The sequence below is a fragment of the Peribacillus simplex genome, assembly GCF_030123325.1.
Lineage (GTDB): Bacteria > Bacillota > Bacilli > Bacillales > DSM-1321 > Peribacillus > Peribacillus simplex_D.
On the sequence record NZ_CP126106.1, the window covers coordinates 1,088,116 to 1,113,512 of the forward strand.

Consider the following 25,397-nt stretch of genomic DNA (forward strand, 5'->3'; position numbering starts at 1 on the left):
CATAAAAAATGGGCGTGGGCAATAGGGGGAAATAAGCCCGAATATTTTTTTGATTTCGTTTTGAATGTTATAATATACCATGTGGATTGTGGGGGAAGGGAGCTGAACTAAGTCATGAAAGTTGCCATTATAACGGATGTGCATGGAAATGCTTCAGCGTTAAAAGCCGTTCTTAGGGATATTGATCAAAGGGAAGATATAGATCGACTTTATTGTCTGGGAGATATGGTCGGGATTGGCCCTGATACAAATGAAGTCCTTGAACTTTTATTTTCAAGAAATGATGTATCGATGATAACTGGAAATCATGATGAAGCTGTCCTGGCCATCATTAACGGGGAGCCGCATCCGGACGGTCATATTCATGTTAAGGAGCATCATGAATGGATAGCTGAAAGGATGCAGCGGAAATTCATAAATGAATTGGAAAAATTGCCTCGAACCATACATCATATCATTAATGATCACTCCGTTTACTTCACCCATTATCACTTGGAATCGAAGAAATTGGATGAGCACATAAGCCAAAATCCATTTAGTAAAATAGTTGAACCGAATTTAAATAACTTAGAAATGCTTTTCAAAGATCAGCATCACGATTTAATAGGATTTGGACATCATCATCCTATCCACCTCTTTAAAAATGACCGGACGATATTCCTGAACCCTGGTTCTCTTGGCTGCAATGGTGAACCAATTGCTCCTTATGCCATTGTTACGATTGAAAATTCCGGTATACAGGTAAAGCTTGAAAAAGTCGCCTATGATAATACGTCGTTCCTGTTATCGTATCAAAGTTTACAAGTTCCAGAGCATGAATTCATTATACGTGCCTTCCATGGCGGGCAGCAGGCCTAATACGTTTATAATTGATGAAGTATGGGAAAATGTTGAGCATAAAGGTACATGCCTGTGGATACGATAATAGGCAAAACATCATGATGCTGGAGGTAGGTTATGAAGGAAAAGGAACTGGAACAGTTAAGTCAAGAGCAGGAAGAGATGGAACGTCATAGTCTTGTCTGTAATGATGAATTGTTTAATAAGGATCTGCACGCAATTGTCGATGATACGATGCAAGAGGATAGATAAACGGGGAAAACGCTGCAGGAAATGTCTGTAGCGTTTATTTTTACTTTGGAATGGGTTGAATGCAGAATTTTGGTTTTTCGCAAAAGGTCTCGTCCTGCTTGTTTCCATAACCCTTTTTCTGCCAGGGAATCCCGGAAATGAATCATTTGAAACCATTCTGGATTTATCCCATACTATATATAAGTTTCAAATCCGAGAGGAGGGATGGCATGGGACATCATCATGGTCACGCCCATGATCATGGGCACGGACACCACCACCATTCTAACAATAAAAAAGCATTGTTGGCATCTTTCTTATTAATCTCCACATTTATGATAGTCGAGGTCATTGGTGGATTCTTGACAAATAGTTTGGCTTTACTGTCGGATGCAGGTCACATGCTAAGCGATGCGGCAGCTTTAGGACTTAGTTATACAGCGATAAGGTTAGGGGAGAGGAAAGCGACATCTTCCAAATCATTTGGATATAAACGGTTTGAAATCATTGCAGCTTGTTTGAATGGATTGACATTGATCGTCATATCCGTATTCATTTTCGTCGAGGCAATTAAGAGGTTCCTGGATCCACCTGAGGTGCAAAGCTTGGGAATGCTGATGATTTCAATCATCGGCTTACTTGTTAATATCATTGCGGCCTGGATTTTAATGAGCGGAGATAAGGAAGACAATCTGAATGTACGGAGTGCTTTTTTACATGTTATTGGTGATATGCTTGGATCTGTGGGTGCCATTGCGGCAGCACTCTTGATTTATTTTTTCGATTGGGGAATTGCAGATCCGATTGCGAGTGTCATAGTCGCGATTTTAATTATTATAAGCGGTTTTAGGGTAGTGAGGGATTCTTTCCATATCTTGATGGAGGGAACGCCGGACCAAGTCGATATGGATGAAGTGAAAGCATCCTTGATGGGATTGGTCGGAGTATCCGATGTCCATGATCTCCATATCTGGACGATCACTTCTGGTTTTTTGACAATGAGCTGCCATGTTGTCATAGATGAGAGCGGTAATCACGATTCAGTTTTGGCAGAAGCGCAAAAACTACTTCACGATCGGTTTGGGATCGAGCATAGCACGATCCAAGTGGAAAGACTGGAAGCGGGCTGTCCCAATCCACACGAGACATGTAATTGAAAAGGGCTGGCTCATTATAGAGCCAGCCTCTTAAAAGTTTATGAAGAACATGGCTTTTCTTGGTTGATTTTTACGACCATTTAGCAGCATTCCTGTTAAAATGAATCGAGATCACTTGCACATAATTACTAAGTGAAATTATCGGTTAATTTTACTGCGAACATAATCCTGACACATAAAAAGGGTAAGATTGAGGGAAAATGCTTGGTATTTTTAATGGTTAGCATATACAAAATGATTCCACTATAATTCAGGAAGGAGGAATCCATATATGAAGAAAATTCTTGTAGTAGAAGATGAAATCGCCATCTCGATGGTATTGAAAGCATATTTGGAGCGTGAAGGTTTTGATGTTGTCCAAGTTTACGATGGGCTAAAGGCCATTCCGGTGTTTGAAGAAACCAAGCCAGACCTTGTCCTGCTTGATGTCATGCTGCCGGGTAAGGAAGGCTGGGATATATTGAAGGAAATTCGGGAGGACGATGCATGTCCGGTTATCATGCTGACTGCACTGACAGATGTCGATTACAGATTATCGGGATTTAAGTCAGGTGCGGATGATTACATCTCCAAACCCTTCGTTGCAGAAGAAGTCGTGGCCCGGGTGCATGCCGTTTTAAGAAGATCCTCATCGGTAGTTACGGAAGATGGTCATGTACATGAGTTTGGGAGTTTAACCATCGATGATCTGTCTTATATGGTGCATTTGAATGGGGAGGAGATAAACTTGACGCCGCGTGATTTGTCGCTGCTCGTTTTTTTCGCTAAGCACCCTAATCAAATTTTCACGAGAGAACAGCTGCTCGACCAAGTGTGGGGCATGGATTATGACGGCAGTGACCGTGCGGTCGACCTGGCCATCAAACGAATCAGGAAGGCGATAGATGCATGGCCTGTAACTGAGGGGGAAATAAAAACATTGCGTGGATTGGGGTATCAATTGAGTGTCTATGAAAACTAAAAAAAGAACCACTTTACAACGCTATTGGACTAAGAGATACGTATTGACCTTGATTTCCGGTTTGATCTTATTGTCTGTTTTTTCCTTATGGTGGATGGAAAAAACGGCTTTGGAATATCGGCTTAGCCTTCTTAAATACTTAGCTGATGAAACATCCGATCGGGCGATTAAGGAAAATGGTCAGATTGTCGTTGGCCCGATCCTTTCGGAAATTGTAGAAGAAAGGGAGAAAATCCTTCATCTCAACCAGCAGCCAATCATCTATATCGTCGATCCCGATGCCACCATCATATATACGATGCCACAATTGTATATAGATCCGGATGAAAATAAACTCCCGGACGTCATCATGAAAAATACGGAGTTAATCCAGAAGGTCAAGATTTCCGACAACAAAGTATATGTCGTCAAATCCCCCATTACGTTTAATGATGAGACAAGAGGCTGGGTGGTCATTGCACAGGAAGAAGGGGCATTGAAGGAAATCAACCAAGATCATGGCTTGTTGGCGATCATGATTGGAGGCCTCCTGATTCTGGGAACGGGAGTCATTTATTTTCTTTCCAGGCAGATTTCACGTCCCATCCAAGATGTGGCTAACGCCGCTGTCCAGGTTCGTGAAGGCAACTATGACATTCATTTCAAAGAGGAAGAGGAAATCAAGGAAGAAGAAATTTATGAACTGATAGAATCATTTAAGGAAATGACCAATCGATTGAAGGTCATGGAGAAGTTGCGGGCGGAATTGCTTGCAGGCGTAACCCATGATTTGAAAACGCCAGTCACTTCCATTAGCGGACTGATACAAGCGGTTAAGGATGATGTCGTCAAGGGAGAGCAAAGTAAGGAATTCCTCGATATTTCCTTAAAGGAAACGCAACGTTTACAAGGTATGATAGAGGATTTACTCAATTATAATGCCATATCGGCAGGCGCTTTTAAAATTCGGCTGCAAAAAGAGAATATCAATATATTCATCAAGGAAATCGCCTATCGCTGGCAGGTGACCCAAGATGATGATCAAGCGTTCGCTTTTGAGATAAAAGTTCCTGATGAACCGGTCTTTGGTCAAATTGATTCATTGCGGATGCAGCAAATCGTCATTAACCTTTTGAATAATGCCAGACATGCACTTGATGGCAAAGGGAAAATAGCGATTCACCTTTATGAAAAGGATGAAGAACGAATCTGCATTGATGTACTGGACAGTGGCCGGGGGATTCCAAAACATGAACAACAATTCGTGTTCGAACCATTTTATCGAGGTGAAAACAAAAAGTTGAAGGTACGTGGTTTAGGTTTGGGACTGCCATTCAGTAAGATGCTCGCAAAAGCGCAAAAGGGTGATTTAGTGCTTAAGGATAGCGATGAACAAGGCACCACCTTCACGATTGTCATAGAGAAAGCGGATCAGGTATAAAAAAGGGTTGTCCGATGTAATGGACAACCCTCTTATTATGCGTGAAGCTAACTATTAAGCCAATTGGCTGATTGCACGCCATAATTGTACATGACGGACCTTCCTTGGAAGGAAGCGTCCCATTTCTTCTTCATTATATCCTGCATGCAAGTTCTTATGGTCGAAAATGATTGGCCGGCGAAGTAAATCCGGGTTATCTTGGATAAGCTTGCAAAGATCATTAAGTGGTGTATTATTTATATCGATATTCAGGCTTTTGAATTTTTTGGAACGGGTTGAGATGATTTCATCTGTCCCGCCTTCCGTTTTACGTAAAATCTCTTTTATTTCTTCTATAGAAAGAGGTTGGGAATATAGGTTGCGTTCATTAAAGGAAATTTCGTTCTTCTTAAGCCAAGCTTTTGCTTTACGACATGCTAGACTGCTTGGAGTAGTATAAATTGTTACCATTAAAATCGACTCCTTCAAAGTTTTCAAGTTTATTGGAATGAAATTATTTTTATATTTGTGATACTCTTACTTTAACGTTTCTTTGTGTCAGCAAGATGTCAAGAAAAATAAACTTAAATGTAATTTTAAAAAGAAAGGGAGAAAATGAAATGAAATCTGCCTTTAATGAAAAAGAAGCCGTTTGGGTGATGATGACGAACAAGGACCTGCATAGGCCGATATTTAACAGTGATGTGCGGATAGTATCATGACAGGAGATTTTTGGTCACCAGTCAGGCTATCGATACAAGTAGCGGGACTATCGGGTATCCTTGTTTTCATTTTAGGAATTATCATGGCGCGAATGATGGCTAAAAAGCAATTCAGGGGAAGGGTCCTGTTGGAAACAGCGTTTTTATTGCCGCTTGTATTGCCGCCTTCCGTCGTTGGGTTTTTATTGATTGTGATTTTTGGCAAGAGTGGGGTGCCGGGACAATTCATTGAAAGGGTTTTTGATCAGCCCCTGATGTTCACATGGTGGGCCGCGGTCATTGCATCTACCGTGGTAGCGTTTCCGCTTATGTACCAATCCGCTAAAACGGGCTTTGAAGGTATAGATGAAGAAATCGAAAATGCAGCAAGGGTTGATGGTGCCGGCGAGTGGAGATTGTTCCTGAATGTATCCCTTCCATTGGCGGTCAAATCCATCGTCACAGGTGCCATCTTGAGTTCTGCTCGTGCGCTGGGGGAATTCGGAGCCACTCTCATGTTTGCCGGAAACATTCCCGGACAGACACAAACCATACCGACTGCGATTTATATCGCGATGGACTCCGGGAATATGACATTAGCCTGGCTGTGGGTTGCCGTAATCATTGTCATTTCATTCATTATGCTCTTTATCGTGACCTACATAAAATGAATGCTGTTTCTCCATTTCCGTACATAATAATGGAAGAAGGAGATTATTGTTTCTAATCAGTCTGTGTTATAATCGACAAACAATATGAACTAATGAAATGAGGAAGAAATTTGTTAACATTTGAAGAAAAATTGAGCATCATTGAAACTTTTCCGGAATTACAGCGAAAAGATGTTTCATTGGGACGTGTGAACTTTCATTATCCAGATAGTGTCCAGGAGAAAAAGATCGTCGTTCAGCACTTGCATCCCAATGGAAATGGATTCGTTTACGCAGGGCATATGAGAAAAAAAGACACTGACCGTAAAGGTTTTATCAATATTCGTGACTATAATGAAGCGGAATTAAAAGAATTGATCCAAAAAAGCGTCGATTACCTATCTGAACCCCCGGTTGAATTCGAAGAAGAGGAGAACGAGTTCGCTAGGTTGGAAGGGACATGGATTGGCCCTGAAAAGCAAGAGCTTACACTTGAAAGGGAAGACCTGCTTTGGAATGTGTATTCAGGCTCGAACCTTGAGGAGTGTTTCGAAAGTCCAGTAGAGGCGGAGCGCTACTTATTGGACGAGGGCTTCCGACAAAGCAAGAAGAGGAATATGTAGAATTTTAGGATAATTTGTCGGGTGATTTACTGCGATTATCTTGTTTTTTTAGGAATTCCCATGATATAATATAAGTAATTATTTTTGTTCGGAATAAGTTTGATAGAAGGATTTACTGTAATAGGATTCCTCTTGAAACATTATCCAGAACCAAAAATAGTAATAAAATGGATTTTTCCAAACACAGGAGGAACTATCATGGTACAAGGTAAAGTAAAATGGTTTAACGCAGAAAAAGGTTTCGGTTTCATCGAAGTTGAAGGCCAAGACGATGTATTCGTACATTTCTCAGCTATCCAAGGCGAAGGCTTCAAAACGCTTGAAGAAGGCCAAGAAGTTTCTTTCGAAATCGAGCAAGGCGCTCGTGGACCACAAGCAGCTAACGTTCAAAAATAATTGAACGCATATAAAAAAAAGACTCCGATTGTGGAGTCTTTTTATTTTTCCTTTTTTTCGGCCATTTCCTTTAAAGCTTTATCCAATTTTTCTTCGATCCGTTTAGAACGATTAAAATGCCCTGCCAGGGAAAACACGATGAATATAACGAATGCGACAAGCACTAGCATAAAAAGGATGGGCAGGAACTGGGTTATATTTTCAGTCATTGGATATTATCTCCTTTTTTCTTCCATTATACTTCATATTTACCGCTGCTATGATATAGGGAGCCAAGTTTTATAAAAAACACTGAAAGGGGATATGCGTAAACGCATATCCCCTTTCAGTCAGTCCTGGAATAGCCAGGCGAACTTTTGAAGTCTGGGCAAGTCCGATTCTTGATACATCTGTTCTATCTTCAATGTCACCAATAACTGGCTCTTGGCAAATAACATGTCCCGGAAATGATCGACCGCACCACAAAAATGATGATAGTTGGTTTCGCCAGTTCCGAAGACTCCCGTTTTCAGATGAGCGATAGGCAACTGTTCCAGTTCTTTATAAAAGGCTGCTGACTTAGCGGGAAGTTCCCCATTGCCCCATGTATAGGTGCCGACGATCAATGCATCGTAATCCGGCAATGTATGTAAGTCGAATTCATTCATTCGATATAGCCCAGCTACAGGTAAAAGGGAAGCGAGGGCTTCAGCAAGCGCTTTTGTATTGCCTCCGGCAGAATGATAGACAATGGCAACTTTACAGCTCATCGAACCCATTGCTTGCATTTACTTGACTGTATGTCCTTGACTTTTGTTCGAAGAAATCGGTTTTGGTAAGTCCGATGGATTCATCATCGAACGTTTTGATCCATGGCATCGGATTCTCGCCATACTCTTTATACAAATTTTCAAGGCCTAGCATACGTAACCGTTTGTTGGCGATATATTCGATGTACTCATTGAATTCTTCCAAATCGAGATCGGCTTTGGTTTGGATATCTTCGAGCATATATTCAGACCATTCTTTTTCGAGTTCGACTGCTTTTTCAATCGTTGTATAGATGAACTTCGTGTTTTCTTCATTATTTAACTCAGGGTATTCATACATCAAGATTTGAACGAGCATTCCAATGAAATCGAAATGGACCATTTCATCGCGATGAATATAGGATATCATCGTAGCGGAACCGGTCATTAAATTTTGTCGTCCTAAATTATAATAAAAGGCGAAAGCCAGATAGAAATATATCCCTTCAAGGTTCGTTGAATGGATCAGTGCCTCGAATAAATGCTGAGGGCTGGGATCGTCCACGAACGTTTGATAAGCATCAACGATCGGTTGGTTGCGCTTAATCACTTCAGGATGTTCTTTAATGCGGTCGAAAAGCTGTTTTTGTTTGCCTACAGGAATCAAGGAAGCAAGGATATAGGAATAAGATTCATTATGGATCGATTCCTGCTGGGCCATGTTGGCCAGGATAGCTTTTGCCGCCGGATCTTTGATGTACCGAAGGATTTCTACTAAAGTGGGTGTTTGAAGACTGTCCATTCCGGCAATCATCGTAAGGATATCGAGAAAAGCGTCCTGGATATCTTCGTCCAATTCGCCCCACTGTTTTTTATCCTGAATCATGTTCACGCTCGAAGGCTTCCAAAAGTTATTGATGAGCTGTGTATACGTATCATAGAACTTTTCATACTGAATATCGTTCCAAAGGAGGAAGCCTGAAGCTTCTCCTTTGAAAACACCGGTTGCCTTGGTTGGATGCGTAGGTTCGAGCATCCGAATCTTTTTGATATGATTGGTCATTCGTGAAAACTCCTTTAAGAATAGATTACTGGTTTATGATTGTCGTTAACTTGAACAGCTTTCGCAGGCATTATCATATTCGGAAGAAGTCGAACGAACATAATACGTTGATTTCAATCCGCTTTCCCATGCCGTTAAATGGATATCCAATAGGACCTTCGCTTTGATTGTATTGTGTACATACAGATTAAAGCTGATTGCTTGGTCAATATGGCGTTGGCGGGCTGCATTTTGCCTGATGCTTTCCAGTTGGTCCAAATTAAATCGCGTCTTTTTATAATATTCATACGTATTTGGCGTCAAGCCAGGCGCGGTCACTTTGAATTTGAAGTTTTTCTTTTCTTCGTAAAATTCAATTTCATACAAAGGATCGATTCCATCCGTGGAATTACCGATTTTAGCTGTCGAAGAATTGGGGGCGATGGCCATTAAATATCCATTGCGGGTCCCGTGTTCCTGAACGTCTGCTTTTAAATCCATCCATTTTTGATCTGTATAGTCACGCAGTTCGAAATAGTCCCCTGTATGCCAGTCAGATCCTTCAAAATATGGGTATGATCCTTTTTCCTTGGCCAATTCGTTGGATGCCTTGATTGTTAAGTAAGCGATCTTTTCGTATAAAGCATCTGCATAGTGAACAGCCTCATCGGATTCCCAATAAATATTCTGTGTGGCAAGTAAATGATGCCATCCAAACGTTCCTAAACCAATTGCCCGGTAACGTTTGTTCGAGATGGATGCTTGTTTGACAGGAAGATTATTCACATCAATGACATTATCCAGCATGCGGATCTGAATGGGAATCAATCTTTCCAGAACATCGCTGCCAACTGCCCGGGGCAAGTTAATGGATGAAAGGTTGCAGACTACGAAATCGCCGCTTTTACGAACCACAACAACATCTCCATCTTCTGTTTCGTATTCATCCGTGATCGTCGAAGGGCTTAGGTTTTGGGCAATCTCCGTGCAAAGGTTGGAACAATAAATCATACCTTTATGTTTATTGGGATTCTTCCGATTCACTTCATCGCGGTAGAACATATACGGTACGCCTTCTTCTAATTGAGAAATCATGATGCTTTTCATGATGTCCATCGCCTTGATTTTTTCAAAGCTATAGTTTGGAAGCTTGCCATTTTCTGCGGCCTCGACAGCAAGTGCATAATGATTCCTGAAGCTTCCTTCGCCTTTCTTCTCGTCATAAAGATCTTCAAGCGAAAATCCAAGGGTTTGCTTAACGGTATGCGGATCGAAAAGATACCATTCTTTTCTGTCGCGTACAGCTTCCATGAATAAATCGGGTATGCATACACCTGTAAAAATATCATGGGCTTTTAATCTGTCATCCCCGTTTTGAGTCTTCAAATCGAGGAAGCTCATGATATCTTTATGCCAGGCATCCAAGTAAATCGCGATGGCACCTTTACGTTGACCCAGTTGATCGACACTTACGGCTGTCTGGTTAAATAGTCGAATCCAGGGAGTCGTGCCGGAACTGTTTCCAGAGAAACCCCGGATATCGGAACCAAGCGAGCGAACCTTACCGACGTAAAGACCGACACCGCCGCCAAATTTGGATACTTTTGCTGCATCGTAGTTTGATAGGTAGATTCCGTCAATGGAATCTTCAATTGCGTCGATAAAGCAAGAGCTTAATTGTCCATGTGTTTTACCTGCATTGGATAGTGTAGGAGTCGCAACGGTCATATAAAGATTGGACATGGCCCAGTATGCTTCTTTTATAAGTTGCAGGCGGTGCTCCGTTTTTTCCAATCTCATGATTTCCATCGCGATGATCATGAATCGTTCTTGTGGCAGTTCGTAGACCTTGTCCTTTTGTGGGCGGGCCAGATAGCGGTCGTTCAATAAGTAGATGCCTATGTAAGAGAATAATTTATCTTTTTCCGGGTCGATCACCGAACCCAATTCCTCAATTTCCGCTTTCGTATATGAAGATAGCAGTTCTGATTTATAAATGGGATAACGCTGACCTTCCGAAAGCTGGGAGAGTTCCGTGATCAGCTCATAGAATGGGCCATAACTCTTGCCTTCATAACCTCGATTGGCTTGTGCATCCCTATACATTGTATTCAACAGTTCTGCTGCAGCAACGAACGTCCAATCCGGAGCATCGATATCCACACTTTCAAGAGCGAGCTGAATCAGTTTTCTTGATGCCTGTTCTTCGGTTGAGTCACTTTTGCGATCTAGCCATTTTGTAAAACGCTTTTTGAACTTTTCCATATCGAGATGGCCTTCGAATTCCTTTGATAACATCTCGAGCTGGATGGATTTCGTTTCTGTGACATTTTCACTTATGGTAGAGTTATATGTTTGAGTCATTAATGATCCTCCTTGTTAACTTCCGCTAAAATAAAAAAGCCGCCCAATGAATTGAGCGGATCAAACGATAGAATAAAAGAGCCATGAAAAAATAGCCGTTAAACTATCGTTTCATCATCTCAATCCCCGAAGAATAAGAAACGTGAAAAATTCAAGGCAGGTCTCCTGACTCATGATCATCCTACTTTGAGTCCTTCCCGTATAGAGAGCTATACAGTGGGTTTCTCATTTCGTCACATTTACAGTTGCGGGGACAGTTCCGGGTTTACACCGGATTCCCTTTTCAGCCATCACTGGCACCTTGGATTATAAAAAATTCTATATATAGTTATTGTTAATGTTTGTATAATCAATATCTAGTATTTCTGCTTATATTATCGTAAGCCATATACGATGATAATTCAACTAATATATTTGAAAAAAACCAACCCTTATCTATTGACAAAGTGATGGCAGAGTGTGATGGAATGAAAGATTTTATTGGGGAATGGGTAATTCAAGCGCTGATTTTACGCGATTTTGTGTTAAAATAAAGTGTCTAGTAAAGGTGGCTCTCCCTTATTGCGGTGAGGGGATTCGCGGAAAATATTTAAGAAAAAGGGGATAAAATCTTGGAAAAAGTATTAGTTTTTGGACATAAAAACCCGGATACAGACACAATCTGTTCAGCAATCGCTTATGCAGACCTGAAAAAGCAGTTAGGTATCAACGCTGAACCAGTTCGTCTGGGTGAAGTGAATGGTGAAACTCAATTTGCATTGGACCAATTCAAATTCGAAGCTCCCCGCCTTGTGGAAAAAGTTGCAGGGGAAGCTGAAGGCGTAATCCTGGTCGATCATAACGAACGCCAGCAAAGTGCTGAAGATATTGACCAAGTCCGTGTGTTGGAAGTTATCGACCATCACCGTATCGCTAACTTTGAAACAAGCGATCCTTTATATTACCGTGCGGAACCAGTTGGCTGCACGGCAACCATTTTAAATAAAATTTATAAAGAAAACGGCATTGAAGTCCCTAAGGCAATCGCAGGTCTTATGCTGTCTGCCATCATTTCCGATTCGTTATTGTTCAAATCGCCTACATGCACGGAGCAAGACGTTGCAGCAGCAATGGAACTGGCTGCCATTGCGGGAGTCGACGCTGAAACATACGGCTTGGAAATGTTGAAAGCCGGAGCTGACTTGAGCGACAAAACGATTGCCCAGCTTATCACTCTTGATGCAAAAGAATTCTCCATGGGAATGGCTAAAGTGGAGATAGCACAGGTCAATGCGGTAGATCCGAACGAGGTCCTTGCTAAGCAAGCAGAATTGGAAGCGGCGATTGAAGCGGTCATCGCTGAGAAGGAATTGGACTTATTCCTATTTGTCGTAACGGATATCTTGACTAATGATTCTGCTGCTTTGGCTCTTGGTAAAGCAGCTTATGCAGTGGAAAAAGCATACGACGTTTCATTAAACAATAACATCGCCGTCTTAGAAGGCGTTGTATCGCGTAAAAAACAAATCGTGCCGGTCTTAACGGACGTATTCAGCAAATAATACAGAAAAAGGGGGTGTTCATTAAAAACATGGGCATCCTTTTTCTTTACATGCAAAAAAAGACTCAACCACCATTAAGTGTGTTTGAGTCTTTTTTCTTAATTCAATTCCTTTTCTTTTTCATAGGCAATGACAATCAGTTCTTTGTTGGCTTCCTCGCCAAGTCTGCTTTCAAAGCTTTTCAGTTCATTCAATAAATCCGGTGACAGATTTGCTGCCGTATAATCCTGCTCGGGTGTCATGCTTTTCGCTCCTTTCAAAAGGAAATAATTCATGTTATCTATTTTGTCGGTTTGAAAGGTTTCTATTCAGCAAAATTTTACTTCTTCAAGATATTTTACTTTCTGAGGTGGCGAGTCTTTCAAGCAATAACGAACTTTCTTCATCGAGTCCTTGCACTTGGACAGGTATTCCCAGAAGCTGATATTTAAGGACAACCGTATCAACAGCACCGACTGCTGAAGCATCCCAGATTTTAGAATGGGAAAAGTCGATGACGATCGAATCGGCTTTTTCCTTGAAGTCGAACTTCGAAACAAAGTCCTGGACAGAAGCGAAAAATACTTGCCCGCTGATATGATAAATGATTTTCTTAGCCTGGATATCTTCCGTTTTCTCCACAGCCACTTTAGAAATTTTAGCCGAGAAGAAAATCATGCTCAAGAGCACTCCGGCAAATACACCTTTTGATAAATCATGTGTATAAAGGACAATGAGGACCGTCACGATCATCACGGCTGCATCCGACTTTGGAGCTTTTGTGAGCCTCTTTAGGGAAGACCAGTCAAAGGTCCCGATTGAAACCATGATCATGACTGCGACAAGTGCAGCCATCGGGATTTTTATAAGGACATCATTCAATACCACGATTAATACCATAAGGAATGCGCCAGCTACAAAAGTGGAGAGCCGGCCCCTTCCTCCCGATTTAATATTGATACCGGATTGGCCGATCATCGCACATCCCGCCATGCCGCCAAAGCATCCGGCAATGATGTTCGAAATCCCCTGGCCTTTGGCTTCCTTATTTTTATTACTGTCCGTGTCAGTCATCTCATCGACTATTTGAGCTGTCAATAATGATTCAAGCAGCCCAACAAATGCAAGGGCTATGGAATAAGGGAAAATGATCGCCAAAGTTTTGAAGGTGAAAGGGATATCTGGAAGCATGAACATCGGAAGCGCTTCGGTCAATTGCCCCATATCCCCAACCGTCCGCACCGTAGCCCCAGTGGCAACTGCAACGATCGTCATGAATATGATGGCGACAAGCGGTGAAGGAATGACTTTCGTGATCAGCGGAAAAAGATAAATGATAGCTAAAGAAACGGCTGTCATGACATACATGATCCATGTTTCGCCCACGAAATGGGTGAGCTGTGCCGTGAAAATCAAGATGGCTAAAGAATTCACAAAACCAGTCATGACCGGCTTCGGTATGAACTTCATTAAATTCCTAATTTTTAAAACCCCTAGTAAAATTTGCAGCAAACCGGTCAATATTGTTGCAGCAAGTAAATTGTTCAAGCCATGATCTTTTACAAGATCGACCATGACGAGTGCCATTGCGCCAGTGGCCGCCGATATCATTCCCGGCCTTCCGCCGACAAAAGAGATGACGATGGCAATGCAGAATGAGGCATAAAGACCAACCATCGGGTCAACGCCGGCAATGATCGAAAAGGCAATCGCCTCCGGAATCAATGCCAAGGCAACGACTATACCGGATAGAACATCTCCTCTAACGTTGCCAAACCATTCCTGTTTGTATCCAGATGTATTCAAAGAAACACTCCTTCTTTCTTTTATATATGTGTGTTCATTTCTTTTAACGCACTAAATTATAGCATGAGTCCTTTCTTTCTATCTATATGGATAATATAAACGACAAATCGGGGGCTATTCATTTCGTATTATAGGCGAATGAAGGTAAAAGGCCTAAAGGGAGAAATTTCAAGAATTGCCTATGGGCAACATCCAATAATGAAGGGGAAAAAATTTCCAAAGCCTTCTGAATCGATTTCGCTTCCATGATTCAGATTTTTCTGTATGTAAATGTGTTACTTTAATTATGAATGAAAATGGGGGTTACTCCTATGAATAAGGGCGAGAAAAGAACGAAACTAGTAGAAAAGATTGAGAATCATTTAAGACTGACTGCAAGAAATTTAGTGAAATTCGATACAATCCAAGAAACATTGAATTTTCGTGGGACTTTGTGGCGATCGTATTGAGAGAGGATGATCGTTTATATCCAAAAGTATGGAAAGGCGGTTCGCTGCATTTTGCTGATTCTTTTCCCATTCATCTAGGAGAATGTTCCCGGGAACTCTTGAAGAAGGGGTAAAGGACAGTTACATAACTAAAATGTTTGAAGAGAAAATAGAAGATAAAGAAATAGCCGAATATGCGACATTAATGAAAAATGATCTATACTTGCCACACCGGATTGCCGTTTTGGAACTGCAAGAGGAGTGACTTACCGACCATTCGAATCTGCTCGGCAGAGAAGCGGAAAAAGCCACGGAATGCGGGATGATATGTTGATTTTGATGATACCGGTGGAAAGGGAAAATAAGCTCGCATTCTCATATTGGGAAGGGATAAATCAAGATCTTAGTGAACATCCGATATTAAAGAAGCTTTCGTTGACGATAGTATGGGGGTAGGGTTATTATTATGCCCACAAACAGGCCATGCATGCCTATAATGTCAGCCGAAATGGATTTTCGAAAAATGTCTTGGCCATTTTTGCCGAATTGGGCTCCTACACACTATTGAATAACTTCAAAGACCCTGGACTTGCCAAGTTATTACTTAAGAAGTATTTTTCCTAGTAGATGGAATATCAAAAGGGAAGCGAAGTAGAGCTTATACCCTAAACTGATGATTTATATGAATCGAGCCAGTTATATTCCGCCGCACATTCACTTTACATAGCAATGATAAAAGATCTTGAAAGGGTCTTTTTTTATTCGATTTTGAGTGTAATCTCGTTAAGGAGGCATGAGGAAGATGGCTATTGTTACCGAAACAATAACTTCCCTTTTCAACATACATGGAAGTGGTGAGGGTGAAAAGGCCAGCACTATCAAAGTTTTTGGAGTAGGAACCCTCACGGTATTAAAAGGCTATTCTTTATCAATGATACTGGATTTACATTTAGGACATGTCACTTCTTTATAATGCTTGAACCTGATCTTTCGAAGGTCGCTTCTGGTCAACATTGCGAATACATTATACCTTTTGCCGCATGCACAAGTATTTTTATCTTTAACTATGTGTCTCTCATCCGTAGTAGCTGAATAAATGGTTGGAAAAAACATATATAACCCTCCTATTTTTAATTTTAGGCAAATTAAAAAGGGGCAATTGATAATAAAGTGATCCATTCAAGAAAAATCTTGGCAGCCCGGCTGCCATGACAACTAAGATGTTGTGTTAGGCCCGTGGCTTTGCGTCTTTTACTTTCATAAAATTTGCCTAAATTAATCTTAACATAAAATATGATGCGCTATGAAGTGTTTATGGCTACGGCCAACCTTCCCCTTTTATAAAGTATCTACATCAATCAGCGGGATTGTCCCAATATAGAAGGAATATAGAGCAGAAAGATTTGAAACGGGTACTTTTTTAGTTGCTAGGTATATTAATTATTGAGCTTTAATTTTCGAGAATCATTTTAATAGGGAATTAGGCCAAAAGAGTCTCTTCGATTCTTACAAAAAGCATGAATGAAAGAGACCATTTTGGTACGCTATATACCAATGAACTTGGGAAACCATGTGTAGCAGCTGGTTTCCCATATTCCTTTTTCACTGCAGGACTCTTGTTCGTTTTTGGCCTAACTGCCTGTATCGGAATACGACCGAAAAGAAATCCAGTTCCAGAAGTATCCAGCACCACAGCTGTATGAGCATTAAACATGAGAAAGCCTGCTTCCATCTGGAAGCAGGTTTTCTTGCAAAAGTGCGATTAATGCAATCTGGCCAATTCTGGATTGCGGTGCATCGCGAAATAGAGGACAAGTCCCGCTATGAGGAGTAACGTGCTGGTCGTGATGAAAACGGCGGAGAATCCGTAGAAACCAGCAACCATTCCGCCCATCGCTGGTCCAATGATATTGCCTAAAAAGCGCAGGCTCGTATTGTACCCAAGTACTTCCCCCTGCATTGCTACAGGAGCTTCCTGGCGAATGTAGGCAATCCTTACAGGGATGATGCCGCCTATTGCCATGCCAAGTATGAAACGTACCAAAACAAGCTGCCAAAAATGATTGATGAAGGCACCTGGCAAGTAGACTGTAGCAGTCAGAAAAAGAAGCAGCACAAGAATCTTCACATGTCCATGACGATCACCTATCTTGCCCCAGTGACGCGCCATCAATAAATTCCCCAGGCCTGCTGCAGAAAAGGCGATACCTGAATAAAATCCAAGATTGGAAGTTCCATGCAGCTCGCCAACGTATAAAGAAAGAATGGGCTGGATGCTGAAGTGGGCAACTTGAACAAGTGTCGAAATGAGCATGACATTGACTAGGATGGGATTCCTCAAGATATGCGATAGAATCTCCCTGCTTGTATAGCTCGACTTTGTTCCCTTCTGCCGTTCCATTCGGTATTCCTTTGTTGCAAAAACAAGAAGTCCAGAGATGAAAATGGTGATGGAGGTGAATTTAAAGGCGGTTGAATATCCGAGTGTGTCAGCAAGCAGGCCGCCAAGCAATGGTCCGAAAAGGGAACCGGTTATATTTCCCGTTTGCAAGGTTCCCAGTACGCGTCCGGCAATTTCTTTAGGGGTCTGCGTTGATATGAAGGCCTGTGACATGGAAATGAAGCCAGTGAATATTCCGGTGAACATCCTTAAGACGAATAACTGCCAAACATTTTCAACGAATCCCATCAGGAAAATGGACAGCCCCATCCCAAAGGCACAGGCAATCAAGATTTTCTTTCTGCCGTACCGATCACCAATTCGTCCCCAAATGGGAGAAAATAAAAAGGCAGTCACAAAAGTGATTCCAAATGTCCATCCGGACCAATGCTGGATATATTGAGTCGAATAATCTCCGAATGTACCAATGTATAAGGATATGAATGGGAGAACCATCGTCATGCTCCCGCCTATGAAGAAATTGGCGAACCACATGATGAAAAGATTCCGTTTAGCTATTTTATGAGCATTCATTTTTGATTCAACACTTCTTTCCTCCGAAAAAAACTTCGGGTTCCTAAATAATAGTATACATAATTTAACTAATTTATTAAACGAATTTGTTTTACAGGTTTTTTAATGAATAGGCAAATGGTATAATGTGAAAATATTGATTTTTCAGAAAAATCAAATTTAAACAAAGGTATTCACTTTTCCATTTAAAGGGGTTTTTAACATGTTGACGATTTTAGGATTTTGCATGATTTTAACGTTTCTGGTCTTAGTCATCACAAAACGCTTATCAGTGGTTGTCGCTTTTATCTTCACGGCAATAGCTTTTGGTGTGATTGGTGGCTTTGCTTCGGAAATGGGAGATATGATGGTGGCGGGTATTTTAAAGGTGACTCCAACAGCAGTCATGATCGTTTTTGCTATTCTATACTTTGGTTTAATGATTGACGTTGGTTTATTCGAGCCCATGATCGCTAAAATACTCAGTTTTGTAAAAGGAGATCCGCTAAAGGTTGTAATGGCAACCGCCATTATAACCATGTTGGTAGGTTTGGACGGAGACGGTTCTTCCACATTCATGATCACCGTTTCAGCCCTGCTGCCGCTTTATATCAAATTAGGGATGAACAGGCTCGTATTGGCCTGTGTTGTTGGTTTAGCCGCTGGCGTCATGAATATGATTCCTTGGGGAGGTCCTTTGGTCAGGGCGGCCGCGAGCCTTCAAGTTGAAGTATCGGAGTTATTCATTCCTCTCATTCCGGTCATGATTTGCGGTCTTTTATGGACGCTTTTTTCGGCATATGTACTTGGCAAAAAGGAAAGGGAAAGATTGGGTGTCAGCTCGATGGAGACGAACGTGCAACCTGGTATGGGAGAACAGGCTGCAGCTGTTGAAACCGCACCTAAAGGAACATCCAAGCTTTTTTGGTTTAATTGGTTCTTGACGATTTTACTGATGGTTTTGCTGGTGATGGAAGTGCTGCCGATCCAAATTTTATTTGCCACTGCTTTTGCGATTGCACTATTCGTTAACTTCCCGAACCCAAAAGAACAGCAGGAAAGGATTTTAAGTCATGCCAATAGTTTCGTTATGATCTGTACACTCATTTTTGCAGCAGGGATTTTTACGGGTGTATTCACAGAAACAAAGATGATGGATTCGATGGCTGCTTCGATCGTAACTGTCATTCCAGAGTGGCTCGGGGCACATTTGCCACTGGTGGTAGCGCTGACGAGCATTCCGATGGGGTTCATTTTTTCACCTGATGCTTATTACTTTGGCATTCTGCCAATAATAAGTGAAACGGCATCGAACTTCGGTATTGCTCCTGTAGAAATCGGAAGGGCGGCTTTATTAGGCCATTCGACCGCAGGGTTCCCATTATCGCCATTGGTGCCTGCAACATTCATATTGATTGGCCTTGTGGGCGTGGATTTTGGGGATCACCAAAAATTCCTGTTTAAATGGGCATTTGGGACAACCATTATCATGACGATTGCAGCCATTACTTTTGGGGTCATCACTTTGTAAAATGTGAGCCCATTAAGCTATAATGCAAAATTCTTGTCTGTGAATTTAGTAAGGTGTTCACCCTCACGGTTTAATCTTTTTTCCTATTTATTCCGCTTTCCGTTTATTCTTCCATAATGGTGGAAAGTAATAAGAGGAAGATACATATAAGAGAGTGAGGGAGTTTATATGAACTATAAACAAAAACTTGTGCTGCCTATGTGTGCTGCCCTTTTACTGTATGGATGTAATTCAGCGGATGATTCAAATCAGTCCGACAATGATGCCAAGGACATGACTACAGTGGGACAAGGAACAGAAACAGGGGCTGATCCGCAGGTGAAAGCGGAAGTTAAAGATGTAGAAGGTAAAACACTTGGGACGGTTAACTTTACCGCCGAAGAGAATACTGTAGTGATCGAGACCGCTTTGGAAGGCCTTGAGCCAGGCTATCATGGATTCCATGTCCACGAAAACGCAGTATGTGAGCCGGATGCTAAGGAAGGACCTTTCACTACAGCGGGAGGACACTTTAACCCAACTGATGAAACGCACTCTAAACATGCAGGGGATATGCCCCCTTTATATGTAAAAGAGGATGGGACAGCCAAATATACGGCGACATTGGATAACATGACGATAGACCAGCTGAAGAAAGAAGAGTTGGCTGTAATCGTTCATGCGAATCCAGACAACTTTGCCAATATTTCTGACCGTTATGAAGCCAATGGAGAAAAAGGACCGGATGTAGATACCTTGAAAACCGGTGATGCAGGCGATAGGCAAGCCTGCGGGGTTGTTGTAAGTGCAGAGGAAAAATAACATTAATGAAAAGAGCGATTCCCCTAAAGGGGAATCGCTCTTTTCATGGAAGGTAAAACCGCTGACCGCTAAAATCTTAAGGCTGAATTCTTTTTACGTATTAAGAAGGTTTTTTCTATTGTGATATAGAAGTAAGAGAGTAAGTAATATTGGATTAGAAGCAGATGGTATTAAAAGGTTCATCAGTAATTCTTGCAGTGGGATAAAGTCCAAGGCATAGGTTTAATATAGGAAAATAAGATTTGGTTTAAATGGATAAAAAAACCCGAATAGGGATCATGTCCACTGATTCGGGTTTGCTTTATCATTTTGCGGTACTGGTTTCTTCGATTAGCTGTAATCTCTCAGCCACTTCTTCTTCAGAAAGGTTATGCTCGACTACATAGCGGTTACGGGGATGCACTCGGCATTCATGAGTACAGCTTCGCATATGTTTGTGCTCGTTCTCTTCACTGCAAAGGATTTTCTTGTTGCATTCAGGGTTAGCACAATTAACATAGCGTTCACAAGGTTCGCCGGAATAAATATCGCGACCGACAATGACATGTTCCTTTTGATTGATAGGCACGGCAATCCTTTCATCGAATACATACATTTGGCCATCCCAAAGCTCACCTTGGACTTCGGGATCCTTTCCGTATGTTGCGATGCCGCCATGCAGTTGGCTTACATCTTCAAAGCCTTCTTCGACAAGCCAGCCGGAGAATTTCTCACAGCGGATACCGCCGGTGCAATACGTCAGGATTTTTTTGCCTTCGAACATTTCTTTATTTTCGCGGACCCAATCCGGAAGTTCACGGAAATTCGTGATCTCTGGCTTGATTGCACCCCTGAAATGCCCCAAATCAAATTCATAGTCATTTCTGGCATCAAGGACGATGGTATTTTCATCTTGCATTTGCTCGAAGAACTCCTTCGGGCTCAAGTATTTACCTGTCGTCCGGTTCGGGTTGATGTCTTCTTCCAAACGAAGCGTTACAAGTTCATTTCGCGGACGAACATGCATTTTTTTGAAAGCGTGGCCGTCAGCTTCATCTATTTTAAACACGATATCGGCAAAGCGGGGATCGCTTTTCATCATGTCCATATATTTGTTGGTTTGTTCGATCGTACCAGAAACTGTTCCGTTGATACCTTCTGCTGCCACCAAGATACGGCCTTTCAATTCAAGTGCGTTACATGCCGCAAGATGCTCGGCTGCGAATTCTTCGTGATTCTCGATGGGTACATACAAATAATAAAGTAATACTCTATAAGGTTTTGTTTCCATTTTTTATTTACCACCTATGTTTTATATTTGCAAGATATAAAGGGTGATCATTTAGACACTTTTCTCTTACAGGTAATCATTATACCAAGAAAACGTAAAAATGATAAGGGCATGAAGAAAAATCAAAAGGTGGTGTATGGAATGCTGAAAGAGTTAATAAGATATCCAATCATCCAAGCACCGATGGCAGGAGGAGCTTCCACCCCGAAGCTTGCGGCTTCAGTATCGAATGCAGGAGGATTGGGCTTTCTCGCAGCTGGCTATAAGACTGCAGAAGAGATGAAGGACGAGATAGGGCAGATCCGTCGGTTGACTGAGCAACCTTTTGGCGTGAATGTCTTTGTGCCAGGCAACGAGGCGGTGGATGAAAATATATTATCTGCCTATCGTGAAAAGATCGAAAAAGAGGCCGAGAGCGTTGGGGCTGGGATTGGAAAAGCCGATAGTGATGACGATGATTGGGAAAAGAAAATAACGGTATTGAAGGAGGCTGGGGTCGCCGTCGTCAGTTTTACGTTTGGATGCCCATCGGATGATGTAATGAGGGAGCTCCAAGATGTCGGTTCCCTTATAGCCGTGACGGTAACCAACCTTCACGAAGCAAAAAAGGCGGCGGGAGCAGGTGCGGATGTACTATGTGTACAGGGGTTTGAAGCAGGTGGTCACCGGGGCCGCTTTGAAAACCGAACAGAAGATGATTACGGCCTTTTAGTTTTGATACGCTTGATACAAGGTGAGCTGAACTTGCCGATCATTGCGGCGGGGGGATTGATGCATGGAAAGGATATCGCGGCCGTGCTCGAAGCGGGAGCAACAGCGGCACAATTGGGCACAGCTTTCTTTCGCTGTCCCGAAAGCGGGGCAAGCCCCGCCCATAAGGAAGCTCTGGGAAATCCCCGGTTTACCCGGACATCTATTACCCGAGCCTTCAGCGGCAGGAGGGCACGAGGGTTGGTGAATCACTTTATAACCGAATATGATGCCGTTGCACCAGTCGCCTATCCTCATGTCCATCACATGACAAAGCAAATGCGAAAAGCGGCTGGACAAAAAAACAATCCTGAATTGATGGCTTTATGGGCAGGACAAGGGTATAGGTTGAGCAGGGAACTTCCCGCATCGGAATTGGTTGAACTTCTTGCAGAAGAACTAAAATGAGAAGGGGGTGGATGGAGATGGAGATAAGAGAATTATTCATGGATGAGCCACCGCCGATGCATTTATTGCTTTTGGCGGATCCTTCAAGGGAATTGGTCGAGGAATACTTGGGAAGCGGAACATGCTTTGTTGCCGTGTCTGATGAGCGGATGATCGGTGTGTATGTTTTACTGCAAAAAGCTCCAAAATTGATAGAGATAATGAACATCGCTGTGGATGAACGGCACCATGGAAGAGGAATTGGCAGGCAATTGATTGAACACGCCATAGGCCATGCAAGGGAACAGGGATATAACACGATTGAAATCGGCACGGGAAATTCGGGGATAGGGCAGCTGGCCCTTTACCAAAAATGCGGTTTTAGAATCACTGGGGTCGATCGGGATTTTTTTAATAGAAACTATTCCGAGGCCATTTATGAAAATGGGATTCAATGCCAGGATATGATTCGCTTGTCACAAAGTTTAGACTAAGCAATGATCAACCAGTTTGGGGGAAAAGTTTACAGGCAAAAGTGCGCGTCGCATGGTTTAGGGGGAATGACTTGTTCATTGGAGATAAGATTTATCTTCTTTTTGCTTTTTTAATGCCGTTTTTATTTGCGATTGGCGTTTTCATATTCATTCGATCAACGAAAAGGCAAAAGGATTTTTTATCGGATATTAATAAAGACTCACAGGAAAGATAGCAGCAAGAGAAAAAGAGTGCAAAACAACGGCACTCTTTTTCATATCTTCACCTTTTCAAAAAGGCTTCCAAATTCCTTTTCACATTGGGCCATTCATGCTCGAGAATACTGTAGACCACCGTGTTCCTTATCCTTCCATCTTGCAGTTTTTTCTCCATTCTCAAAATGCCTTCTTCCAGGGCGCCGAGCCTGGTTATTGCTGCCCGCGATCTTTTGTTGCATTCGTCCGTCCTGAATTCAACCCGCTTCATTTTCCACTTTTCAAAAGCATGCTGCAATAGCAGGTACTTACATTCTGTGTTAATGGCTGTCCGCCATTTGTCGGGATGATACCAAGTTGCACCGATTTCCAGGGATTGATTATGAAATTGAATGTTTCTTAAGCTCGTGCTGCCAACTATCGAATCATCAGTCTGATCGATAACGACAAATGGATGATGAAGTTCCTGTTCCCTTGCTCGAATGCCATCCTTTACATAGGAAATCGCCTCTTCATATGACAAAATTTTTGTTGCGCTCCATTCCCATATTTCAGCTGGCAGGGAAGCGGCGTAAAGCGGTTCGATATGATGATCCATCATCGGGGTGAGTATCACGTGTTTCCCGAATAATTCGATATGTTCCATAGTATCCTCCTCTTGATTGATATCTTCATTATAAAAATATTCTGGTCCTGCAATAAGGACCAAAGCTGATATAATTTATGGAACCAGTTTGAAGGAGGACCAAATGTTTGAAATCACTCTAAACTTAGATAAAACGAATAAAGAAGCTTTATATGTCCAATTGTATAAATTCTTTATAAAGGAAATCCAGAATGGACAAATAAAGGCCGGAATGAAACTGCCTTCTAAACGAAAACTAGCTGTGCATTTAGGGATAGGCCTGAATACAGTGGATACGGCTTATCAGCAGTTGATGGCAGAAGGATATGTGGAAAGTCAATTAAGGAAAGGGTATTACGTAGCCGATTTAGAACCGATCTCACCTTTGAATGAGCCTATGCCTGTAACAGAAGGGATGATGTGCCCTCCGAATGAAAGAAATGAGATAGATTTCAATCATGGGCGCGTGGACGTGGATTCTTTCCCGCATGCCGTGTGGAAAAAATGCTTGAACAATACATTGTATCTACAGGAAAGGGAAATGTTCATGAGCGGTGATCCTCAAGGGGAATGGGGGCTCCGGTTTGAAATCTCATCCTATCTATTCCAATCGAGAGGAGTTCGCTGCGGGGCTGATCAAATCATCATTGGGGCAGGTACCCAGTATTTCATCCATCTATTGCGGTTACTTCTTGGAAATGAGCGAGTATTCGGGTTGGAAGACCCTGGCTTTCATCGAGTAAGGGAGGTACTGAGGTTGGAGGGAGCGGATATGGCATACATACCCTTGGATGAAAGTGGAATGAGTGTGGACTCCCTGAAAGAGAGTGCCGCGAATGTTGCCTATGTCACTCCTTCCCATCAATTTCCTTCCGGTATGATCATGCCGATAACCAGAAGGGTGGAATTGCTGAATTGGGCAGAGGAAAAAAAAGGTTATATCATCGAAGATGATTATGACGGGGAATTCCGACATTCAGGCAAACCGATTCCGTCCCTGCAGGGGTTGGACACAAAGGGAAAGGTCATCTACCTAGGCACGTTTTCAAAGTCGCTCATCCCATCAATCAGGGTAGGATTCATGGTGTTACCTATGGAGCTGGCTTGCCGCCATCAAGAGAAGTTAATTGGATATAAACAGACCGTTTCCAGACTGATTCAGGAAACGCTCTGTCTTTTTATGAAAAATGGACATTGGGAACGCCATCTGAATAAAATGCGAACGATTTATCGTAAAAAAAATAAGGTGCTGCTTAATGCTATCGAAGAGAGCTTTCATGATCGTGTAGCCGTAATCGGTGAAAAGTCAGGATTGCACGTTCTTTTAAAAGTAAAAAACGGCAGCAGTGAGGCAGAGCTCATACATAAGGCTGCCAGTGTTGGGGTTAAAGTCCACCCAACTTCGGTTTATCATTCTAAGAATGTGAAAGATCCGACTGTTTTGATTGGGTACGGTGGTTTAACCGAAAAGGAAATCAAAGCAGGAATCCGACTTTTAAAAATGGCATGGCTATAGCTTGATGCGAAAAAATAAGGAAAAGGCCT

Annotated in this window: 29 protein-coding genes and 2 riboswitches; of the genes, 18 read left to right on the forward strand and 11 right to left on the reverse strand. The window is 42.1% G+C overall.

Annotated features, from left to right (window positions below):
* Nucleotides 1-114 precede the first annotated feature (114 nt).
* The 5 genes from QNH43_RS05200 to QNH43_RS05220 all read left to right on the forward strand — a co-directional run bounded on the left by QNH43_RS05200 (nt 115) and on the right by QNH43_RS05220 (nt 4,609).
* Nucleotides 115-858, forward strand: a complete 744-nt coding sequence (locus tag QNH43_RS05200) for a metallophosphoesterase family protein (RefSeq protein WP_283917051.1) — start codon at nt 115-117, stop codon at nt 856-858.
* A 99-nt stretch (nt 859-957) separates the two neighbouring features.
* On the forward strand, nt 958-1,092 hold the full coding sequence (locus QNH43_RS05205) for a hypothetical protein (RefSeq protein ID WP_283917052.1): 135 nt from the start codon (nt 958-960) through the stop codon (nt 1,090-1,092).
* 209 nt (nt 1,093-1,301) lie between these two features.
* Entirely contained in the window at nt 1,302-2,228 is a 927-nt protein-coding gene (locus QNH43_RS05210) for a cation diffusion facilitator family transporter (RefSeq protein WP_283917053.1), read from the forward strand.
* A 271-nt stretch (nt 2,229-2,499) separates the two neighbouring features.
* Nucleotides 2,500-3,189: a response regulator transcription factor gene (locus QNH43_RS05215; RefSeq protein WP_076367440.1), complete on the forward strand. Its 690-nt coding sequence runs from the start codon at nt 2,500-2,502 to the stop codon at nt 3,187-3,189.
* Nucleotides 3,179-4,609 carry a HAMP domain-containing sensor histidine kinase gene (locus QNH43_RS05220; protein ID WP_260320832.1) on the forward strand — a complete coding sequence of 477 codons (1,431 nt, stop codon included), beginning with the start codon at nt 3,179-3,181 and terminating at the stop codon, nt 4,607-4,609. Before QNH43_RS05215 ends, QNH43_RS05220 begins: the two co-directional genes overlap by 11 nt.
* 54 nt (nt 4,610-4,663) lie before the next feature.
* Here QNH43_RS05220 and spx read toward each other — a convergent pair whose 3' ends face one another.
* Entirely contained in the window at nt 4,664-5,059 is a 396-nt protein-coding gene (spx, locus tag QNH43_RS05225) for a transcriptional regulator Spx (protein ID WP_034314875.1), read from the reverse strand.
* Between the two features lie 247 nt (nt 5,060-5,306).
* Here spx and modB point away from each other — a divergent pair, with 247 nt between their 5' ends.
* From modB to QNH43_RS05240, 3 genes are all read left to right on the forward strand, one after another.
* A complete protein-coding gene (modB, locus tag QNH43_RS05230; RefSeq protein ID WP_283917054.1) occupies nt 5,307-5,960 on the forward strand; it encodes a molybdate ABC transporter permease subunit in 654 nt (217 codons plus the stop codon).
* 110 nt (nt 5,961-6,070) lie between these two features.
* Nucleotides 6,071-6,562, forward strand: coding sequence for a hypothetical protein (locus QNH43_RS05235; RefSeq protein ID WP_076367434.1), 492 nt, complete (start codon nt 6,071-6,073; stop codon nt 6,560-6,562).
* 198 nt (nt 6,563-6,760) lie between these two features.
* On the forward strand, nt 6,761-6,958 hold the full coding sequence (locus QNH43_RS05240; protein ID WP_028393295.1) for a cold-shock protein: 198 nt from the start codon (nt 6,761-6,763) through the stop codon (nt 6,956-6,958).
* A 41-nt stretch (nt 6,959-6,999) separates the two neighbouring features.
* Here QNH43_RS05240 and QNH43_RS05245 read toward each other — a convergent pair whose 3' ends face one another.
* The 4 genes from QNH43_RS05245 to QNH43_RS05260 all read right to left on the reverse strand — a co-directional run bounded on the left by QNH43_RS05245 (nt 7,000) and on the right by QNH43_RS05260 (nt 11,092).
* A complete protein-coding gene (locus tag QNH43_RS05245; protein WP_179086038.1) occupies nt 7,000-7,167 on the reverse strand; it encodes a hypothetical protein in 168 nt (55 codons plus the stop codon).
* Between the two features lie 120 nt (nt 7,168-7,287).
* The gene (locus QNH43_RS05250) at nt 7,288-7,725 is read right to left on the reverse strand and encodes a flavodoxin domain-containing protein (RefSeq protein WP_283917055.1); all 438 of its coding nucleotides are present in this window, start codon (nt 7,723-7,725) and stop codon (nt 7,288-7,290) included.
* Entirely contained in the window at nt 7,697-8,749 is a 1,053-nt protein-coding gene (locus QNH43_RS05255; protein WP_034314867.1) for a ribonucleotide-diphosphate reductase subunit beta, read from the reverse strand. Before QNH43_RS05255 ends, QNH43_RS05250 begins: the two co-directional genes overlap by 29 nt.
* A 45-nt stretch (nt 8,750-8,794) precedes the next feature.
* Nucleotides 8,795-11,092 (reverse strand): ribonucleoside-diphosphate reductase subunit alpha, encoded by a 2,298-nt coding sequence (locus QNH43_RS05260; RefSeq protein WP_283917056.1) that lies wholly within the window; start codon nt 11,090-11,092, stop codon nt 8,795-8,797.
* A gap of 138 nt (nt 11,093-11,230) precedes the next feature.
* Nucleotides 11,231-11,411: riboswitch (cobalamin riboswitch) on the reverse strand.
* Nucleotides 11,412-11,703: 292 nt separating this feature from the next.
* On the opposite strand from QNH43_RS05260, the gene QNH43_RS05265 reads away from it, so the two are divergent.
* Nucleotides 11,704-12,633: a manganese-dependent inorganic pyrophosphatase gene (locus tag QNH43_RS05265; protein WP_283917057.1), complete on the forward strand. Its 930-nt coding sequence runs from the start codon at nt 11,704-11,706 to the stop codon at nt 12,631-12,633.
* 98 nt (nt 12,634-12,731) lie between these two features.
* Here QNH43_RS05265 and QNH43_RS05270 read toward each other — a convergent pair whose 3' ends face one another.
* Together QNH43_RS05270 and QNH43_RS05275 are read right to left on the reverse strand one after the other, a co-directional pair.
* The gene (locus QNH43_RS05270; RefSeq protein WP_283917058.1) at nt 12,732-12,875 is read right to left on the reverse strand and encodes a hypothetical protein; all 144 of its coding nucleotides are present in this window, start codon (nt 12,873-12,875) and stop codon (nt 12,732-12,734) included.
* A gap of 85 nt (nt 12,876-12,960) precedes the next feature.
* Nucleotides 12,961-14,418: a SulP family inorganic anion transporter gene (locus QNH43_RS05275; RefSeq protein WP_283917059.1), complete on the reverse strand. Its 1,458-nt coding sequence runs from the start codon at nt 14,416-14,418 to the stop codon at nt 12,961-12,963.
* A gap of 311 nt (nt 14,419-14,729) precedes the next feature.
* Between QNH43_RS05275 and QNH43_RS05280 the strand changes: the two genes are divergently transcribed.
* The 3 genes from QNH43_RS05280 to QNH43_RS05290 all read left to right on the forward strand — a co-directional run bounded on the left by QNH43_RS05280 (nt 14,730) and on the right by QNH43_RS05290 (nt 15,819).
* Nucleotides 14,730-14,867, forward strand: a complete 138-nt coding sequence (locus tag QNH43_RS05280; protein WP_283917060.1) for a hypothetical protein — start codon at nt 14,730-14,732, stop codon at nt 14,865-14,867.
* Between the two features lie 82 nt (nt 14,868-14,949).
* Nucleotides 14,950-15,111 (forward strand): hypothetical protein, encoded by a 162-nt coding sequence (locus QNH43_RS05285; protein WP_283917061.1) that lies wholly within the window; start codon nt 14,950-14,952, stop codon nt 15,109-15,111.
* Between the two features lie 537 nt (nt 15,112-15,648).
* On the forward strand, nt 15,649-15,819 hold the full coding sequence (locus QNH43_RS05290) for a hypothetical protein (RefSeq protein ID WP_179086036.1): 171 nt from the start codon (nt 15,649-15,651) through the stop codon (nt 15,817-15,819).
* A 217-nt stretch (nt 15,820-16,036) separates the two neighbouring features.
* A riboswitch (cyclic di-GMP riboswitch) is annotated at nt 16,037-16,127 on the reverse strand.
* A 199-nt stretch (nt 16,128-16,326) separates the two neighbouring features.
* Here the strand turns inward: QNH43_RS05290 and QNH43_RS05295 are convergent.
* Together QNH43_RS05295 and QNH43_RS05300 are read right to left on the reverse strand one after the other, a co-directional pair.
* Nucleotides 16,327-16,560: a hypothetical protein gene (locus tag QNH43_RS05295; RefSeq protein WP_283917062.1), complete on the reverse strand. Its 234-nt coding sequence runs from the start codon at nt 16,558-16,560 to the stop codon at nt 16,327-16,329.
* Between the two features lie 48 nt (nt 16,561-16,608).
* Nucleotides 16,609-17,820 (reverse strand): MFS transporter, encoded by a 1,212-nt coding sequence (locus tag QNH43_RS05300; protein ID WP_283917063.1) that lies wholly within the window; start codon nt 17,818-17,820, stop codon nt 16,609-16,611.
* A gap of 202 nt (nt 17,821-18,022) precedes the next feature.
* Here QNH43_RS05300 and QNH43_RS05305 point away from each other — a divergent pair, with 202 nt between their 5' ends.
* Both QNH43_RS05305 and QNH43_RS05310 read left to right on the forward strand, forming a co-directional pair.
* Complete coding sequence (locus tag QNH43_RS05305) at nt 18,023-19,330, forward strand: CitMHS family transporter (protein ID WP_283917064.1); 1,308 nt, start codon at nt 18,023-18,025, stop codon at nt 19,328-19,330.
* A gap of 168 nt (nt 19,331-19,498) precedes the next feature.
* Nucleotides 19,499-20,131, forward strand: a complete 633-nt coding sequence (locus QNH43_RS05310) for a superoxide dismutase family protein (RefSeq protein ID WP_283917065.1) — start codon at nt 19,499-19,501, stop codon at nt 20,129-20,131.
* Nucleotides 20,132-20,435: 304 nt separating this feature from the next.
* Here the strand turns inward: QNH43_RS05310 and QNH43_RS05315 are convergent, their stop codons facing one another.
* A complete protein-coding gene (locus QNH43_RS05315; protein WP_283917066.1) occupies nt 20,436-21,401 on the reverse strand; it encodes an oxygen-dependent tRNA uridine(34) hydroxylase TrhO in 966 nt (321 codons plus the stop codon).
* Between the two features lie 141 nt (nt 21,402-21,542).
* Between QNH43_RS05315 and QNH43_RS05320 the strand changes: the two genes are divergently transcribed.
* The 3 genes from QNH43_RS05320 (at nt 21,543) to QNH43_RS05330 (ending at nt 23,247) form a co-directional block, all read left to right on the forward strand.
* The gene (locus tag QNH43_RS05320) at nt 21,543-22,559 is read left to right on the forward strand and encodes a nitronate monooxygenase (protein WP_283917067.1); all 1,017 of its coding nucleotides are present in this window, start codon (nt 21,543-21,545) and stop codon (nt 22,557-22,559) included.
* A gap of 17 nt (nt 22,560-22,576) precedes the next feature.
* A complete protein-coding gene (locus tag QNH43_RS05325) occupies nt 22,577-23,032 on the forward strand; it encodes a GNAT family N-acetyltransferase (RefSeq protein WP_283917068.1) in 456 nt (151 codons plus the stop codon).
* Nucleotides 23,033-23,103: 71 nt separating this feature from the next.
* Nucleotides 23,104-23,247 (forward strand): hypothetical protein, encoded by a 144-nt coding sequence (locus tag QNH43_RS05330; RefSeq protein WP_283917069.1) that lies wholly within the window; start codon nt 23,104-23,106, stop codon nt 23,245-23,247.
* A 47-nt stretch (nt 23,248-23,294) separates the two neighbouring features.
* Here QNH43_RS05330 and QNH43_RS05335 read toward each other — a convergent pair whose 3' ends face one another.
* The gene (locus QNH43_RS05335; protein WP_076367413.1) at nt 23,295-23,873 is read right to left on the reverse strand and encodes a GNAT family N-acetyltransferase; all 579 of its coding nucleotides are present in this window, start codon (nt 23,871-23,873) and stop codon (nt 23,295-23,297) included.
* 103 nt (nt 23,874-23,976) lie between these two features.
* On the opposite strand from QNH43_RS05335, the gene QNH43_RS05340 reads away from it, so the two are divergent.
* Nucleotides 23,977-25,368, forward strand: coding sequence for a MocR-like pyridoxine biosynthesis transcription factor PdxR (locus QNH43_RS05340; RefSeq protein ID WP_283917070.1), 1,392 nt, complete (start codon nt 23,977-23,979; stop codon nt 25,366-25,368).
* Nucleotides 25,369-25,397: the final 29 nt, after the last annotated feature.

Excerpts from the sequence above, each read along its gene's own strand:
- QNH43_RS05325 (WP_283917068.1), top strand. The coding sequence starts at position 22,577 with ATGGAGATAAGAGAATTATTCATGGATGAGCCACCGCCGATGCATTTA.
- modB (WP_283917054.1), top strand. The coding sequence starts at position 5,307 with ATGACAGGAGATTTTTGGTCACCAGTCAGGCTATCGATACAAGTAGCG.
- QNH43_RS05270 (WP_283917058.1), bottom strand. The coding sequence starts at position 12,875 with ATGACACCCGAGCAGGATTATACGGCAGCAAATCTGTCACCGGATTTA.
- QNH43_RS05260 (WP_283917056.1), bottom strand. The coding sequence starts at position 11,092 with ATGACTCAAACATATAACTCTACCATAAGTGAAAATGTCACAGAAACG.
- QNH43_RS05245 (WP_179086038.1), bottom strand. The coding sequence starts at position 7,167 with ATGACTGAAAATATAACCCAGTTCCTGCCCATCCTTTTTATGCTAGTG.
- QNH43_RS05320 (WP_283917067.1), top strand. The coding sequence starts at position 21,543 with ATGCTGAAAGAGTTAATAAGATATCCAATCATCCAAGCACCGATGGCA.
- QNH43_RS05240 (WP_028393295.1), top strand. The coding sequence starts at position 6,761 with ATGGTACAAGGTAAAGTAAAATGGTTTAACGCAGAAAAAGGTTTCGGT.
- QNH43_RS05210 (WP_283917053.1), top strand. The coding sequence starts at position 1,302 with ATGGGACATCATCATGGTCACGCCCATGATCATGGGCACGGACACCAC.
- QNH43_RS05220 (WP_260320832.1), top strand. The coding sequence starts at position 3,179 with ATGAAAACTAAAAAAAGAACCACTTTACAACGCTATTGGACTAAGAGA.
- QNH43_RS05250 (WP_283917055.1), bottom strand. The coding sequence starts at position 7,725 with ATGCAAGCAATGGGTTCGATGAGCTGTAAAGTTGCCATTGTCTATCAT.
- QNH43_RS05285 (WP_283917061.1), top strand. The coding sequence starts at position 14,950 with ATGTTCCCGGGAACTCTTGAAGAAGGGGTAAAGGACAGTTACATAACT.
- QNH43_RS05295 (WP_283917062.1), bottom strand. The coding sequence starts at position 16,560 with ATGTTTAATGCTCATACAGCTGTGGTGCTGGATACTTCTGGAACTGGA.
- QNH43_RS05335 (WP_076367413.1), bottom strand. The coding sequence starts at position 23,873 with ATGGAACATATCGAATTATTCGGGAAACACGTGATACTCACCCCGATG.
- QNH43_RS05215 (WP_076367440.1), top strand. The coding sequence starts at position 2,500 with ATGAAGAAAATTCTTGTAGTAGAAGATGAAATCGCCATCTCGATGGTA.
- QNH43_RS05205 (WP_283917052.1), top strand. The coding sequence starts at position 958 with ATGAAGGAAAAGGAACTGGAACAGTTAAGTCAAGAGCAGGAAGAGATG.
- QNH43_RS05305 (WP_283917064.1), top strand. The coding sequence starts at position 18,023 with ATGTTGACGATTTTAGGATTTTGCATGATTTTAACGTTTCTGGTCTTA.
- QNH43_RS05290 (WP_179086036.1), top strand. The coding sequence starts at position 15,649 with ATGGCTATTGTTACCGAAACAATAACTTCCCTTTTCAACATACATGGA.
- QNH43_RS05255 (WP_034314867.1), bottom strand. The coding sequence starts at position 8,749 with ATGACCAATCATATCAAAAAGATTCGGATGCTCGAACCTACGCATCCA.
- QNH43_RS05315 (WP_283917066.1), bottom strand. The coding sequence starts at position 21,401 with ATGGAAACAAAACCTTATAGAGTATTACTTTATTATTTGTATGTACCC.
- QNH43_RS05280 (WP_283917060.1), top strand. The coding sequence starts at position 14,730 with ATGAATAAGGGCGAGAAAAGAACGAAACTAGTAGAAAAGATTGAGAAT.
- QNH43_RS05340 (WP_283917070.1), top strand. The coding sequence starts at position 23,977 with ATGTTTGAAATCACTCTAAACTTAGATAAAACGAATAAAGAAGCTTTA.
- QNH43_RS05310 (WP_283917065.1), top strand. The coding sequence starts at position 19,499 with ATGAACTATAAACAAAAACTTGTGCTGCCTATGTGTGCTGCCCTTTTA.
- spx (WP_034314875.1), bottom strand. The coding sequence starts at position 5,059 with ATGGTAACAATTTATACTACTCCAAGCAGTCTAGCATGTCGTAAAGCA.
- QNH43_RS05300 (WP_283917063.1), bottom strand. The coding sequence starts at position 17,820 with ATGAATGCTCATAAAATAGCTAAACGGAATCTTTTCATCATGTGGTTC.
- QNH43_RS05200 (WP_283917051.1), top strand. The coding sequence starts at position 115 with ATGAAAGTTGCCATTATAACGGATGTGCATGGAAATGCTTCAGCGTTA.